Genomic DNA, 15,527 nt, shown 5'->3' with positions numbered 1-15,527 from the left:
CGTTTTTTATTTTAACATTTCATGCATAAACGACAAGATAAATAAATGTTCTTATTTTTGTAATTAAATATAATGTTTATTGATATATTTGTATATAGTAAATAAAATGGCATGTTACATAAAGAATCTATAAATTTCTTATCAGAATTAACTAAAAATAATAATAGAGAATGGTTCACTGAAAATAAAGACCGGTATGAAAATTCACGTAAAGATTTTGAGCAATTAGTGACTGAGCTGCTTCAATCAATTTCTCAATTTGATATCCAAACTAGATATTTAAATCCTAAAAAATGTATATTCAGGATTTATAGAGATATACGATTTTCAAAAGACAAAACTCCATATAAAACTCATTTTGGAGCGGTATTCAATGAAAAAAAAGGATCAGGATTTTATATACACATACAACCGAATAATAATTTTCTAAGCTGCGGATTTTATGATTTAACTTCGAAACAAGTAAAGAACGTTCGAAAAGGTATTGAAGAAAATTTTGAAGAATTTAAATCGATTCTATCTGAAAGCAAATTCAAAAAAGAAATCGGCGATTTATCCAGAGATTCCGATGTTTTAAAAAGAGTACCTGCAGGATTTGATATAGAAAGCCCGGCTGTTGAATATTTGAAGTTAAAACGATTTTATGTAACCAAACCCTTCGCCCAAGAAAAATTATTTTCTAATAGCTTTATAGAATATACTACGAATCTATATAAAATTATGCATCCGATTTATGAATTTTTAGAAGAATTCGCGCACGAATAAATCCAATTAAGGTATAATGATTGATGATTAATTCATTATGATGGAAAAAAAATCTTATACCTCAGAAAAACATTATGTTCATAAGATCGGTTGGTTGCGTGCAGCAGTTTTAGGAGCAAATGACGGCATACTTTCTACAACCAGTTTAGTAATAGGAGTTGCAGCAGCTAGTACCAATAGAGAATTTATTATTTTATCTGCCGTATCGGGGATAATTGCCGGAGCCATGTCTATGGCTTCAGGAGAATATGTTTCGGTAAGTTCTCAGGAGGATATTGAAAAATCGGATTTAATCAGAGAACAGAGAGAATTAGATGCGACACCTGAGGTTGAATTACAAGAACTAGCTAAAATTTATCAAAAACGGGGATTAGATAAGGAATTATCAATTAAAGTAGCTGAACAACTTACGAATCATAATGCGTTAGCAGCCCACGCGAGGGATGAGCTGGGAATTAATGAAATATCTAAAGCTCGTCCATTGCAAGCAGCTTTAGCGTCCTTATTTTCTTTTTTATCGGGTGGAATTTTACCATTACTTTTGTCGATTTTTGCACCTCTCAATCATATGGTTTTAATGCAATATTTGTTTTCAATTATCTTTCTTATTATACTTGGAGCCATATCTGCAAAGACCGGAGGGTATAGCATGCTAAAAGGTATGTTCAAAATTGCTTTTTGGGGTACTCTTTCGATGGGATTAGCAGCCTTCGTTGGGCATCTTTTTGGCGTTCAAGTCGGATAGTATAAATTTTATAAGAATTAATCTGTTAAATTGTTTTTATCTAATAGAATGTTTCTGAAATTAAGTGTATTATCTATATTTTAGTTAAGGTACGATTAAACCTTTGAATCATTAATGATTACAAAAAATACTAACTAAAAATAATATGGAACGATTCAATTTATAGAAAATATATATGCACATAAATTTAAATCCTCGATTATATAACGAAATAGGGTAAAAAAGGTTAAAATAGTAAACAATTAATTATATTTGAAAAAAATTTCCGAGTTGAATTTTACCTGGTTTATATCCAAAAAAATAGCTTTATCAAAAAGTAATAAAAATAATCTTTCGCAAACCATCATTCGTATCGGTCAAACGGCTATTGCAATAGGTATCGTAGTGTCTGTTTTAACTATGGCTATAGGGCTTGGATCTAAAAAAGCCATTAAACAAAAAATGGCCGATTTCAACGGTCATATCACCATTAGAAGTTACGACAGTAACAATTCATTCAACAGTTCCAAACTAAATAGAAAAAATGTACAGCTTGAAAAAATAAAAAATAATCCTGAGGTTTCCAATATTCAAGAATATGCTACCCGAAGCGGCGTAATTAGAACAAATATAAGTTTTGCCGGAGTTATTTTAAAAGGAGTTTCGGAAGATTTTGACCGCAAACGATTTAAAGAGTTCATGATTAAAGGTGAAATTCCCAATTATTCTAAAAATTCGATAAGTAATGAGGTGATTTTGTCCGAAAAAATTGCCAAAGAAATGAAGCTGGATATTGATTCAACCTTTGTCATGTTTTTTGTAAGAGAAAATCAAACACCTATTTACAGACGATTTACATTGAAGGGAATTTTCAGGACAGATATAAAACAAATTGATGATGTCTTTTTGATAGGAGATATACAACATATCCAAAAATTAAATCATTGGAACGGAGATGATATAGGAGGATATGATATTTTTATAAATGATATTGAAGATTTAGACACGGTTTTCCCTAAAATTGAAGAATGTGCCGGATTTAATAATTATGCAGAAAAGGCAACAACAACATTTTCACAAATCAATGATTGGATACGTATTTTTGATACCAATATTTTCATAATCATGTCGATTATGATGGTTGTAGTTGTCATAAATATTATCATGGTGCTTCTTATTCTGATTATTGAGCGAACCAATTCAATAGGAATGTTAAAAACGTTGGGAGCATCAAATAAACAAATTAGAAAAATTTTTATAAATTATACTCTTTTCATAATGATTCCGGGATTGTTGGTGGGAAATTGCATTGCTATTGCATTGTTATATATTCAAAAGTATTTTGAGGTTATAAAACTGAATCCTGATAATTACTATGTAAGTTCAGTACCGGTTTACATAAATTTCTTTTATATTTTTATTATATCTTTGGTTTCTTTAGTTATTAGCGGGATAGTATTACTTTTACCTTCTTATTTAATAACAAAAATATCTCCTATAAAAGCTATAAAATTTCAATAAATATGTTAAATAAGAAGAAAATAAAAGTAAGTATAAGCGGTTTATTATCTTCACTTTTGTTGCAATTTTTCATATTTCAAGTTATAAAATTGAGTTTAAATCCGACGGATAGTTGGTATTATCGTTTTATAATAAAAGTAAAGTTTTTTTTAAATTCAGTATTCGGAAATATTTCAATTTCAATAGGAGATATATTTTATATAATTTTAGCCGTATTTATCTTAGCATGTTTGATACAAGCATTTGTTTTTTTTATAAAAAAGAAGAAAGAAAAAATAACAGCATGTTTTATAAAGATCTTACTTCTTTTAAACATTTTATACGGATGGTTTATGTTGTCGTTTGGGCTTTTATACAACTATAGAAATTTCTCCCAATATGAAAATTCTCAAGAAAAATTATTTCTAATTGATTATAAAATTGTTGCGGGTCATTTGTTGAATGAATGTGTTAAACTAAAGGAAGAAGTTTCCAACAATAAAAAAGGAGAATTTACGGTCAACCGTGAAAAGATGATTCAAATAATTAATCAAGAACAAAGTGCTTTTTATGGTATTCCGAGGCAAAGTGAAAACGTTAAAAAATCAATCTTTAATTCCATTTTAATTAAATTGGGAATACTGGGATATTATAATCCATTTACAGGAGAAGCTCAAGTTGCTAAAGGAATTCCCGATACATCGATCCCCTTTACCATAGCGCATGAAATGGGACATCAGGTAGGAGTGGCGAGAGAAGATGAAGCAAACTTTTATTCCTTTTATATGGGAGAATCTTCACCCAATAAAGATTTTCAATATAGTGTTAAATATAAAGCATTAAGTTATCTATTACGAGAAATCTATGTAAATGATTCTGCATTTGTGCATTTACTTTTACGAAATTATTCGGAAGGAATGAAATTGGATCGAGAAAAAGAAAAAAAATATTATCTGGGAATGTCAGGGTTAGGATCAGATGTATTTTCTTATATGAATAATATATACCTTAAATCAAATTCGCAAAAAGAAGGAATTATTGCTTATAATCTTGTATCTCAAATGATTGTCAGCTATTATAAAAAACAATATCCCTCCTTGTTTTTAAAAGAAAACCCTTTAGTTCAGTAAAATAAAAATTAAGAGAAGCAATAGTTTATAGTTATATAAATTTTTATCTTCACTAATCTCATTAACTTTGCATATAGTCAACCTGTTATAATTGATATCATACCCGGTTCCTCCCTTTACTTTAGTGCCCGGTCATACATCAGATTATCCTGATTTATTGAGTCAATAAAATCAGGTATTTACAAGTATAAAACAAAAATTTACATCGATGAAGATAAATTAAGAATTAAATACTTGACAATGGGACACAATAAGTATATTTGTAAACACTATACTAAACTTTGTATATGTATAAAATAATTAAAATTCTTGTAGTAAGCAGCCTAATAATTTCATGTGCACGAGTTGGGAGTCCAAGCGGAGGTCCTAAAGATATTACACCTCCTAAATTTTTAGGCTCTAAACCGGATACATTAGCTACAAATGTTAATCCTAATACTAAGGAAATTGTATTAAATTTTGATGAATATGTGATTTTGAGAGACATAGCACAGCAGGTTATAATTTCACCACCTCCTGCAATTACCCCAACCATTTCTCCGGTTGGTACAGCAAGGAAATACGTAACCGTTCGTTTTTATGAACCGTTACTTCCGAATACTACCTATACTATCAATTTTGGATCGAGCATTCAAGATAATAACGAAGGAAATAAATTAAACAATTTTTCCTATACATTTTCTACGGGAAATACAATTGATAGTCTACAAGTTAATGGTACGGTTAGGCAAAGTTTAAAAAAAGAACTGGCAAACCCGACGATCGTATCCTTGTATAAGATTGAAAAAGATAAATCAGGTAAAGATTCCGTAAATTTAAAAAATAAACCCTATTACATTTCAAGAGTAGATTCTGCAGGAAATTTCAAATTAAAACATTTGCATGAAGGAAAGTATAGATTATTGGCATTTAATGATCTAAATTCAAATTTAATTCCTGACACGGATAAAGAAATGGTAGGATTTGCTGCAAAAGATATTAATCCCTTGTATCCGGAAACTTATTCATTAGTATTGTCTCCTGTAAAGCAATCGTACAAATTTTTAAAAGCAGAACAAGAGGGTCAAGGCATAATAAAAGTTAAATTTAAAGGACACCCCGATAAATTAAGTATAACTCCTGTTGATCATGATTTTCCTTCTTATAAAATAGAACATCAGCCCTTTGCTGACAGTTTATATGTATATTTTAATAATGCAGAATTCAAAAAAACAGAAAAGAAATTTAGAATAAAATTACTTTTAAAATACCTTCAAAAAGTAGATACGCTTAATTTATTATATGATAATACCTTAAAGTCTGAGTTGTCAATTACACCCATCGAAAAAGAAGTTTCACCCACTACCTGTTTTATGTTAAAAGCATCCAATTACATTAATCGGATTGACAAAAACAGAATAGAAGTTAGTAAAAATAATGAACCCATAAATTTTAATGCGGAAATAGATTCTTTAAATGCTAAAAATATTGCTATTAAATTTCCTGTAGCTTATGATACGGAATACAAGGTAACCATCAAAGATCAATCATTTAAAGATTTTTTAAATCAAACTAATAAAGATACGTTGTCATATGTTATTAAAACCAAAAAGCATAATGAATTTGGAAATTTAAGTATCAGATTACAAAATAAGCCTGATTCAAAATTTTTCTTTCAACTGGTAAATGAAAAATACGAAGTATTGGAAAATATTTATGGATCACAAGATACTTTTGTATTTCAAAACATGAAACCGGGAAAATATTTGATTCGTATATTGGTGGATGAGAATAATAACGGAATTTGGGATCCGGCAGATCTGGAAAATTTCAAACCGGCAGAACCTACCTATTTATATCCCAATGTTATCGATGTCAGACCCTTATGGGATATTAATGAAGTTTGGATTTTATAAATTCAGTATCCATATTTAAACTATAAACGGTAATTGATTACTGATGAAAAAAGTATTGCTTTATGGAATTATCATTTTTTTATCTTTCCAATTAATTCAAATAGATAAAGAAAATCCATCGGTTGACAAAAAAATAGACTATAACCAAATAACACATACAACTCCTGAAATACAAAAAATTTTAAAAAAAGCCTGCTACGATTGTCATTCCAATGAAGTAAAGTATCCATGGTATTCATCCATTGCTCCTATATCTTGGTTTATTAAAGAACATGTAAATCAAGGGAAAGAATACGTTAATTTTTCGGAATATGGTAAATATAATCGTTATCAGAAAGAACATATTAATTCATCCCTATACCGAGTAATTGAAAATAAAACCATGCCCCTCAACAGTTATCTTTGGATGCACAAAGAGGCGAATTTATCGGAAGAAGAATATGTCCTTTTACTCAATTGGTTTCAGACACAATGTAGCATAAAAAATTAAAAATGCATGCATTTTGTAGATACCTGTTAGATGTAAAATGTAAAAGGAAAATTAAATCAATCAATAGAACAGGATAGTAATGAGTTTATATCATAATTTTATGAAACCTATTAAAAAAGGAGACACTATTTTAATTGTAGCACCGGCAGGAGCAGTTAAAAAAGAGGACATTCAACCGGCGATAGATTTAATTACAAAACAAGGCTGGAAGTATGAAATAGGTAAAAATACATTCAATCATTATTATTTCGGATATAATTATTCGGGAACAGTAAAAGAAAGGTTGGAAGATTTGCAATGGGCATTAGATCATCCCCGTGCTAAGGCTATATGGTTTGCCCGAGGCGGCTATGGAGGAGTGCAACTAGTGGATTTTTTAAAATTGAATAAATTTAAAGAAAACCCTAAATGGTTAATCGGATATTCGGATAATACGGTTTTTCATCAGCATTTTAATAGAAGAGGAATTCCTACTTTACATGCAACCGTTTGTAAATCATTACCGCAAGGACAGTCAGATGAAACCTATACAACCCTTGTGGATGCTTTAGAAAATAGAAAACTTGAATATGAAATAGAAAGCACTTCTTTTAATAAAACAGGAAAAGTTGAAGGAATTTTGACAGGAGGCAACCTATCCATTTTATACAGTCTGTTAGGAAGTAGATCCTTAGATCATTGGGAAGATAAAATTATATTTATGGAGGATTGGTATGAAAATTATTATCATATTGATCGAATGCTGATCGGATTGAAAAGAGCGGGAGTACTTAATAAAATTAAAGGATTATTGGTAGGAGCTTTTACGAAAATGGATTCAAAAGATGAAAACAAATTCTATGATGAACCGTTTGATCAAGAAGCCTATAAAATTATTTCTTTACGATTTCAAAAATACAATATTCCCATGGCATTTGGTTTTCCCGGAGGACATATTTTCGATACACGCGCCTTAATGATGGGAGGAAAAATAATTCTAGATATACAACAAGATAAGGTTTTTCTTAGAAATACAATTTAATCAATAGATATAGTTTATAGAAAATAAATATATATATGAGATCGAATTACGATCTTTTTTTCACTATATAAAGGGAATACCATCTGTAAGCTTAAAACTTACCTCAAGGCATGAAAATCCTAAATACAGTAAATATTATACTGTATTTAGATTATAAGATTATTAATTAGAAAATACTATTTTCTTTTTTGCTACATAATTAATTATAGATACTGCGAAAATAGCGGCAGCTTTACAAAATACTATATCTCCTATAGTATAAAAGTAAAAATTAATCGGTTTGTTAACGAAGAAATGAAAAAACGCAAATGCTCCCCAGCTCATAAACATAGTAATTATAGAAAGGCTAAAAAATAATACAAATTCCTTTCTTCTGGAATGTTTACCTCGTTCAAAAACATAGCGAATGCTAAAAAAATAATTGCTCAAAATACCCGCTCCGGTAGATAAAAGATTGGATAATGGGTAGGCGTTGGACTTGTTTTCAAAAGAAAAAAAATGAGGCAGCATATTAGGCAAGCTTAGTAATTTCATACAAAAAATTTCAATTACGGCACTTAAGGCTCCTGCTAGAAAAAACAAAACTAATTGTTTTTTGTGCTTATTTATGGAAGTGATCACTTAATAGAAATTATTAAAAATTTTTACAAAAATAGATTAATTTTTTTTATTTCTGTAATTTTGGATTAAATAAATAATAATTTAAAACATAGACTGAATATGTCAAGCAAAGATTATATGAAATATACTCCGCAAGAATTTTTAAATAAAACTCCTAAAGAATTGGGATTCATTTTTCCGGCTGAATTTTATCCTCATAAATCTACTTGGTTATCTTGGCCGCATAAAGAATTATCATGGCCAGGTAAAATTGAAAAAATCTATGCTCCGTATGCGCAATTTGTTGCAGAAGTATCTAATGGGGAAGAAGTTAATATAAATGTGGTTAGTGTTGAGATGAAAGACTTTGCCATGAATTATATAGAAAAAACAAATGCTAATTTGGATATGATCAATTTTTATATTCATCCGACTAATGATGCTTGGTGTCGCGACCATGGTCCCGCGTTTGTAATTAATCCCCATTCATTAGAACATAAAAAAGCCGTTGTAAATTGGAATTATAATGCCTGGGGTGATAAATATCCTCCTTATGATTTGGATAATGAAATACCTCTTCATATAGCCAAAGAAGAAAGATTACCTGTTTTTAATCCGGGCATAGTGATGGAAGGTGGTTCCGTTGAATTTAACGGTAAAGGAACGGTACTAACATCTAAGTCATGTCTACTTAATAAAAACAGAAATCCTCATTTAAATCAAAGTCAAATCGAAGAATATCTGAAAAATTATTATGGAGTAAATCAAGTCCTTTGGATCGATGAGGGAATTGTTGGCGATGATACAGATGGTCATATAGATGATACCGTACGTTTTATAAATGAAAATACCGTACTTGCTGTGGTAGAAGATAATAAAAATGATGAAAACTATCACATATTACAACAAAATCTAAAACAATTAAAAGCTATGAAACTTTCCGATGGTTCTCCTTTACAAGTTATAGAATTACCTATGCCAGAACCGGTATATTACGATGGATGTCGTTTACCTGCTTCATATGCAAATTTTTACATAGCTAATAAATCAGTGATTGTACCAATTTTTAATGGTGAAAATGATAAACGAGCGTTGGATATCATAAAAAAATGTTTTCCGAATAGAAATGTAATAGGAATAGATTCCACTGATATCATTTGGGGATTAGGTAGTTTCCATTGTTTGAGTCAACAGGAACCGGCGATTTAATAGCTATCAATTAAAAAAGTGGAATGGATATCTTTAACGATTTAATTTTAACTCAAATCGTCTGAAACAAAGAACACTTTGTATTTTACAAATGAAGAGATAAAAAAATACTAGTTTTTAGCAAATTAAAGTAAATAAAAAAGTCGCAATTATGTTGCGACTTTAATTATTTGTATGATATAATTATGCGTATCTTTTTTAAATGAAATTGTTGAACTAATCTTATAATGCTCAACATTAAAAACTGTTTGTTTATTAATTAGCAAAAGCTAAACAAGAAAAAACAGGTTCAGGATAAACTCCCAAAAGGATTATTAAAACTACCAATATAACAGCAATAACATTGTAAATAATTGGAGCTTTTTTAGCTTCATTTAATTCTTTATAACCCGGTTTAAAATACATGGCAATGATTAGCTTAAGATAGTATCCAATACTGATTGCAGATCCTATAATAGCTATAATGACTAATATCGGTTGAGTATATAATGCTTGTGAAAACAACGTAAATTTAGCAATGAATCCGGAAGTTAACGGAATACCTGCCATAGATAATAGAGAGATTGTAGTTACCAAAGCTAAGATGGGTTGTTTCTTGGCCAGCCCGTTGAAAGCATTTATATCGGTAATACCATTTGAAATTCTTTCGATGTAAATAAGGCTGATAAAAGCACCTATAGTTGAAAGTGAATAAGCTAATAAATAGAATGCTAATGTATAGATAGAATTAGCATCTGTATTAAAATAAATTAGCAATAAATAACCGGCATGCGAAATACTGGAATATGCCAACATTCTTTTAGCATTTTTTTGCAATACACCTACAATATTGGCAGATAGTAATGTTAAAATTGCTGCATAGAAAATTATATATTGCCATTGGTTTAGTTGACCGATAAAAGCTGTTTCAACCAATTTATATAAAGCAACAAAACCTGATATTTTTACCACGGAAGCCATAAAAGCCGTGATTAGGGAAGGAGAGCCTTCGTATACGTCCGGAGCCCAAAAATGAAAAGGAACTATGGATATTTTAAAAAGTAACCCGACTAACAATAGAATTATACCGGTTATGTACATAGTAGGGTAGTAAGTCGCTTGTATGCTGTATAAACGAATAGTTTGTAAATCAAAAGATCCGGTTATACCGTATATTAATGCAATTCCGAAAAGTAAAAATCCGGTTGCAAATGCTCCTAATAGGAAATATTTAATGGAAGCTTCATTGGAACGTAAGTCATTCTTATTGCTTCCTGCTAATACATATAAAGGAATAGATAAAATTTCTATACCTAGAAATAAAGTAATTAAATTTTGGTAGGAGAAAAGGACTATACCGCCACAAAGTGCAAAAAGCATTAAGCTATATACCTCTGCCTGATGATGATCTATGAGACGAAATGCATATTTTCCTAAGAATACGATTAGCAAAGTGGTCAAAATAGATATTTGAGTAAATATTTTGGCTGTTTGATCAAAAGCAAACATGGAGGCATATCGTGTGAAAAAAGGACTATCTCCGTAAAAAGAGACGATCAAAGCGATAAGTAATCCTAAAATTGCAAATGGTTGAGAGTATTTTCCTTGCCCGAAAACACCTGAATATAAACTCAGAATGGCTGCTGCGAAAATAATGATGATGATGCTCATTATATTTTTAGTATTTTTTGTAAAGTTTTGCTGCCAAAGTTACAATTTTTGATTAAACTGTGAAATTAAAAAATGAAAATAGTATCGTATTATAATAACGCCTATATATTTGATAAATTTATGAAATATAATAAGTTGTTTTATATTTCAGATGCCTTGCCAATTTATATATTTTATCTTAACACTTAGTAATAGTATTATTTATTTACCAATTTTTAATCAGTATAATAGGTAGGATATTAAGATATAGTACCAAAAAGTAAAAAGATTGTTTTTCATCAATCTTTTTACTTTTTTAAAGCTATAGTAGTTTAAAAAATTTATTTACTTACTAAGGCAAAATGTCCGGGAGATACGCCGGTTGATTTCCACCATTGTAAGTCGCCATTTTTTGAGAAATGATATATTTTTCCATTGGAAACAAAATCCATAGCATCTCCAATATAAAAGCTGCCATTTTCAGGATCGGCAATTATCCCATATGGAGACATAATTTCAGACTTTGAACCCTCTTTGATTAATTCGGAACTTATCACTTTTTGCGTATCTATATTTATAATACCATAATTATTTATAGTTTTTCCCGAAGAATATTCCGATCCATAAAAATAAAGTTTTTCTTTATAAAAAGTGAAGTCTGAAACCGCTAAATCCAGTTTATTAATGACTTGATCAGTCGATGGATCAATAACAGCAACGAAAGGCTTTAAATTAGCATAATCGCCTCTAGAAGTAACCCATATATGATTATTCTTATCTTTACGTATTCTATGTAAGTTCTTACCGACTTCAATATCGTTAATTTTTGTAAAACTGTTCATGTCAATTACAGAAACCGTTGTGTCATAATCCGGAGAATAATAACCTCCTGAATTAGCAACATAAAGCTTATTATTTACAATAGTCATTTCTTCCGGATTGCGTCCGACAGTAACTTCATTTACAATGGTGCCGTTAGCAATATCAACTTTGGCAACATATCCTTGTCCGTTGGGAGTAGAACCGGCATATGAAGACACATACGCATAGTCGCCGTTAAATGTAATGTATCTGCAATTTGGAATTGTTATTTTTCCTATATGCTTGGCTGTTTTAGCATCCATAATTTCAACATAATTGGAACCGTTGATTAAGGCATACATTTTATCCTTATAAATTTTTAAATCATTACCGGTATCGCCCAATCCACCTTGATCAGGGTTGATTTTAGTAAAATAGTTATTAAAAAAATCAGCTGTATCATAATCAAAATAGGATAGAGAAGAGTTGTTTTGTTGATAATTACCTTCATTCAAAATATATAACCCTTTTTTGGCATCCGGTTGGGATATAATGTTTGAATCATCTTCATACCATGAATCGTCATTACTACAAGAAACAATAAACCCTGTAATAATTATTAAAATTGGTACTAAAAATTTCCTTGCTACCATAGTTTCTAGTTTTTTCATATGTTTAATTTAATGATGATCGTATAGTTTCTACCCGGCATGGGATAATTGGCTACAATGTCGTAATATTTATTAAAAATATTATTGATTTGTAAAGATGCTTTGCATTTGATATGAGTAAAAATTAATTCTCTTGAAAGTTGTATATCATGAGTATACCAAGCTTTTACATGATTTTCAGAAGTATTAGAAGGAGAATTGTACCGTTCTCCCGTATACATAAAGCTGTAATTTAGATTCCAATCTCTGTAAGCAGCCTCTAGAGTAAGTGTCCCACTGTGCCAAGGTATATAAGGAAGTTGATTTTTATAATTTAAAATAGGAGAAGATAAATTTTGTGCATCTTCATACGTATAGGTTATAAAGGTTGAAACTAAAACGTTTTTTATTACTATTGAAGTCTTAGAAGATAAGTCTAACCCTTTTATACGTGCTTTACCAAAATTTAACATGGTCCAACGAAATTGTTGTCCTTTAGGATAAGCTATGATTTTATCTTTGACCGTATTATAATAGGCATCAATAGTAAAATCAAAATGAGTAAAACTACCGGAAGTAAAGTTTTTATTTATACGAATACCTGCATCGAACTGATTAGTATATTCCGGTTTTAAATTTGAATTTCCAAAATCCGTATAGTATAAATCATTAAATGTTGGCATTCTAAAAATTCTCTTGTAAAAACCATGAATGCTAATATCTTTAGAATGTAAAGGTTGGTAATTTAAGAAAACAGCGGGGGTAAATTCATTTTTGTCTGAAGCTGTACCCATGCTGTTCATGTGTTTCGTTTTATCTTGCACAAATGTACCTAAAACACTTGTTTGAATTTTAAGTTTATCCCAATGAAAAGCTGTAGCTAAAGCGATCATTTCTGTATTTCTCGAAGGAGAAGCAAAATTTTTTAAATCGGCATTCATTCCGTTATGTTGGTAATCTGCAGATAAAGAAATATCCCAAAAAGAAAATAAAGTAACCAGTTGTGAGGATGAAATATATAGTTCATCTTGCTTATAAGTATTGTTAATACGGTTGGAAAATTTATTTCCCCAAATTGAGTCATTAAAAACTTCTAAATTTTTATAATGGGTAAAATCATGAGCATATTTAGCGTTTAATGCTATTCTGTATTTTGTGCTGATTATTTTTTCAAAAGATCCCTGCAAAAATAAATTACGATCCCATTGTTGAGCAAACTGATACCTTTTATACGAATTTTTTAAAACGGCACCGGGTATTCCTCTGCTTGAATCATAATAATATCCTTTCAGATTCCATTTACCATGAGGTAGGATGCCAAATAAATTTCCTTCTGTTCGAAAAGCACTTATGTTACCATTTTGTCTTACAGCGATAGTATCCCAATTACCTTTCTTTTGTTGAAATTTATATTTTCCATCTGAATTAATATATTCCATAGTAAGAGAAGATGAAATTAATGAGGATAATTTTTGTTCCCATAGGAGGGATGTGTTAATTAAATGAAATGATCCGGAACGATAAGTAGCGCCTATATTAGTTTTTTTTTCACCCGTAAAAACAGGGCGTTTGGTGGTTAAATAGATACTTCCGGCAGAGCCGAAATCTTTAGCGGGTTGGAATATTTGACTTTTTTGTCCGTTGTATACTGATATTGATTCTAAATTATCCATGGAAAATTTTCCTAAATCAACCATTCCGTTTTGAGCATTTCCTATGGCTATTCCATCATAAAATACACCTACGTGTTCGCTTCCCATTCCTCGAATGTTAACTGTTTTCATTCCTCCTACACCTCCATAATCTTTAAGTTGAATTCCTGAAAATAATCGTACGGCATCAGCTACCGAAGAGCTGTTTCGATTTTCTAATTCTTTTCCTTTCAATTCTTGGAAAGGAATTATTCCTTTATCATTTCTTTTTCCCGTTGCCAGTATTTCCTGTAATTCTGTTACAGTAATGCTGTCTTTTTTTTCTTGGGAATAAGATAATGGACTCATCAGGCTTAATAAAAAAGCAAATACACTATATTTATGATTGATGTTCATCATCATGGAGTCGAATATCTTAAATTACAGATATAGTAAACTAGTTTCCGGAAAAGTAAACAGGAAAAGTGAATATGAAATGCTTTTAATGTTTCAGCCTTGTTCCACGAAAGCTTGTAAAACTATAGTTAAATTTGGCAGGTATTCTGACTTACTTCATTTTAAGAACCTTCCCAAGAAAGAAACTCCTCAGTGGTATATCTCTTAAAACGTACTAGAAGATTACAGCAGCGGGCCTGTTTCGGATTTTCACCGAATTCCCTTTTAAGATTGCCTATTTACCGGTAAATAGCAATCACCAAATTTAGGCAAATATAAATAAATATTTTTAGGGCATCCGTATTGATTATTTGGGTAGTATCAATTAATTCTAAAAAAAGATCAATTTTTTAAACGAACTATAGTAAGTTGAATTAAAAAATCATTAGATTTGAATGATGAACGTACAACTTCCTGAAAAATTATATTATTCCATAGGTGAAGTAGCACAGGCTTTTAATGTTAATACTTCACTTATAAGGTTTTGGGAAAAAGAATTTGATAGTATTTCACCCAAAAAGAATAAAAAAGGAGACCGTTTTTTTACCCCAAAAGATATTGAAAATTTTAAAATAATTTTTCATTTAGTAAAAGAAAAAGGATATACCTTAGAAGGAGCAAAAGTTGTTTTACAATCACAAAAAAATTTATCCAAAAAAGTTGAAATCATTACTCGTTTAGAGTTGGTGAAGGCAGAATTAATTAAGTTAAAAGAATTATTAGACGAATAAAAATTTAAATAAAGACAATATGAAATTACCTAAGTTTTTAATGGCAGACAATTCGGATTTTCCTGAAGATTTATTTGTTGTGCATACAGAGTTTCCTAGATTTATATTAAATGTAGAAGAAGAAGAGGTTGAATGGTTCGACGATTTGGAAGGAGAAGAAGAAGAGGTAGCTAATGAAGTAAATTCATTGATTCAACAAGCATTTGATTTTTGCGATGCAGAAATCGAAAAATACGAAAATGATGAGGAGGAGTAATGACTTCTTAGATTTATTTATGATATTAAAAAAAGTAAG

14 protein-coding genes and 1 riboswitch are annotated in these 15,527 nt (G+C 30.1%); of the genes, 10 read left to right on the top strand and 4 right to left on the bottom strand.

Features of this window, described 5'->3' with window-relative positions:
- Positions 1–111: 111 nt before the first annotated feature.
- From GFV01_RS00350 to GFV01_RS00320, 7 genes are all read left to right on the top strand, one after another.
- A complete protein-coding gene (locus GFV01_RS00350; protein WP_160563988.1) occupies positions 112–765 on the top strand; it encodes a DUF2461 domain-containing protein in 654 nt (217 codons plus the stop codon).
- A gap of 40 nt (positions 766–805) precedes the next feature.
- Positions 806–1,510 carry a VIT family protein gene (locus GFV01_RS00345; protein WP_160563986.1) on the top strand — a complete coding sequence of 235 codons (705 nt, stop codon included), beginning with the start codon at positions 806–808 and terminating at the stop codon, positions 1,508–1,510.
- A 270-nt stretch (positions 1,511–1,780) separates the two neighbouring features.
- The gene (locus GFV01_RS00340) at positions 1,781–3,010 is read left to right on the top strand and encodes an FtsX-like permease family protein (protein ID WP_160564779.1); all 1,230 of its coding nucleotides are present in this window, start codon (positions 1,781–1,783) and stop codon (positions 3,008–3,010) included.
- A 2-nt stretch (positions 3,011–3,012) separates the two neighbouring features.
- The gene (locus tag GFV01_RS00335; protein ID WP_160563984.1) at positions 3,013–4,119 is read left to right on the top strand and encodes a DUF3810 family protein; all 1,107 of its coding nucleotides are present in this window, start codon (positions 3,013–3,015) and stop codon (positions 4,117–4,119) included.
- A 287-nt stretch (positions 4,120–4,406) separates the two neighbouring features.
- Entirely contained in the window at positions 4,407–6,014 is a 1,608-nt protein-coding gene (locus GFV01_RS00330; protein WP_160563982.1) for an Ig-like domain-containing protein, read from the top strand.
- A gap of 43 nt (positions 6,015–6,057) precedes the next feature.
- A complete protein-coding gene (locus tag GFV01_RS00325; RefSeq protein WP_160563980.1) occupies positions 6,058–6,504 on the top strand; it encodes a heme-binding domain-containing protein in 447 nt (148 codons plus the stop codon).
- A gap of 100 nt (positions 6,505–6,604) precedes the next feature.
- Complete coding sequence (locus GFV01_RS00320) at positions 6,605–7,525, top strand: LD-carboxypeptidase (protein WP_160563978.1); 921 nt, start codon at positions 6,605–6,607, stop codon at positions 7,523–7,525.
- Positions 7,526–7,687: 162 nt separating this feature from the next.
- Here GFV01_RS00320 and GFV01_RS00315 read toward each other — a convergent pair whose 3' ends face one another.
- Positions 7,688–8,146: a GtrA family protein gene (locus GFV01_RS00315; protein WP_303848781.1), complete on the bottom strand. Its 459-nt coding sequence runs from the start codon at positions 8,144–8,146 to the stop codon at positions 7,688–7,690.
- Between the two features lie 99 nt (positions 8,147–8,245).
- Between GFV01_RS00315 and GFV01_RS00310 the strand changes: the two genes are divergently transcribed.
- On the top strand, positions 8,246–9,334 hold the full coding sequence (locus tag GFV01_RS00310) for an agmatine/peptidylarginine deiminase (protein ID WP_160563976.1): 1,089 nt from the start codon (positions 8,246–8,248) through the stop codon (positions 9,332–9,334).
- Positions 9,335–9,589: 255 nt separating this feature from the next.
- On the opposite strand, the gene GFV01_RS00305 is transcribed toward GFV01_RS00310, so the two are convergent.
- From GFV01_RS00305 to GFV01_RS00295, 3 genes are all read right to left on the bottom strand, one after another.
- Complete coding sequence (locus GFV01_RS00305; protein WP_160563974.1) at positions 9,590–10,984, bottom strand: NADH-quinone oxidoreductase subunit N; 1,395 nt, start codon at positions 10,982–10,984, stop codon at positions 9,590–9,592.
- Positions 10,985–11,304: 320 nt separating this feature from the next.
- Positions 11,305–12,435: a YncE family protein gene (locus GFV01_RS00300; protein WP_160563972.1), complete on the bottom strand. Its 1,131-nt coding sequence runs from the start codon at positions 12,433–12,435 to the stop codon at positions 11,305–11,307.
- On the bottom strand, positions 12,432–14,468 hold the full coding sequence (locus tag GFV01_RS00295; RefSeq protein ID WP_221411105.1) for a TonB-dependent receptor: 2,037 nt from the start codon (positions 14,466–14,468) through the stop codon (positions 12,432–12,434). The genes GFV01_RS00300 and GFV01_RS00295 overlap by 4 nt, the downstream gene beginning before the upstream one ends.
- 112 nt (positions 14,469–14,580) lie before the next feature.
- Positions 14,581–14,780: riboswitch (cobalamin riboswitch) on the bottom strand.
- Between the two features lie 119 nt (positions 14,781–14,899).
- On the opposite strand from GFV01_RS00295, the gene GFV01_RS00290 reads away from it, so the two are divergent.
- Both GFV01_RS00290 and GFV01_RS00285 read left to right on the top strand, forming a co-directional pair.
- Complete coding sequence (locus tag GFV01_RS00290; RefSeq protein WP_160564774.1) at positions 14,900–15,232, top strand: MerR family transcriptional regulator; 333 nt, start codon at positions 14,900–14,902, stop codon at positions 15,230–15,232.
- 19 nt (positions 15,233–15,251) lie between these two features.
- A complete protein-coding gene (locus GFV01_RS00285; RefSeq protein ID WP_160563970.1) occupies positions 15,252–15,488 on the top strand; it encodes a hypothetical protein in 237 nt (78 codons plus the stop codon).
- The last annotated feature ends 39 nt before the right edge of the window (positions 15,489–15,527 follow it).

Source organism: Apibacter sp. B2912 (genome assembly GCF_009827835.1).
GTDB lineage: Bacteria > Bacteroidota > Bacteroidia > Flavobacteriales > Weeksellaceae > Apibacter.
Note: the sequence above shows the minus strand (reverse complement) of the source record. Positions and strands in the feature narration are given on the sequence as shown.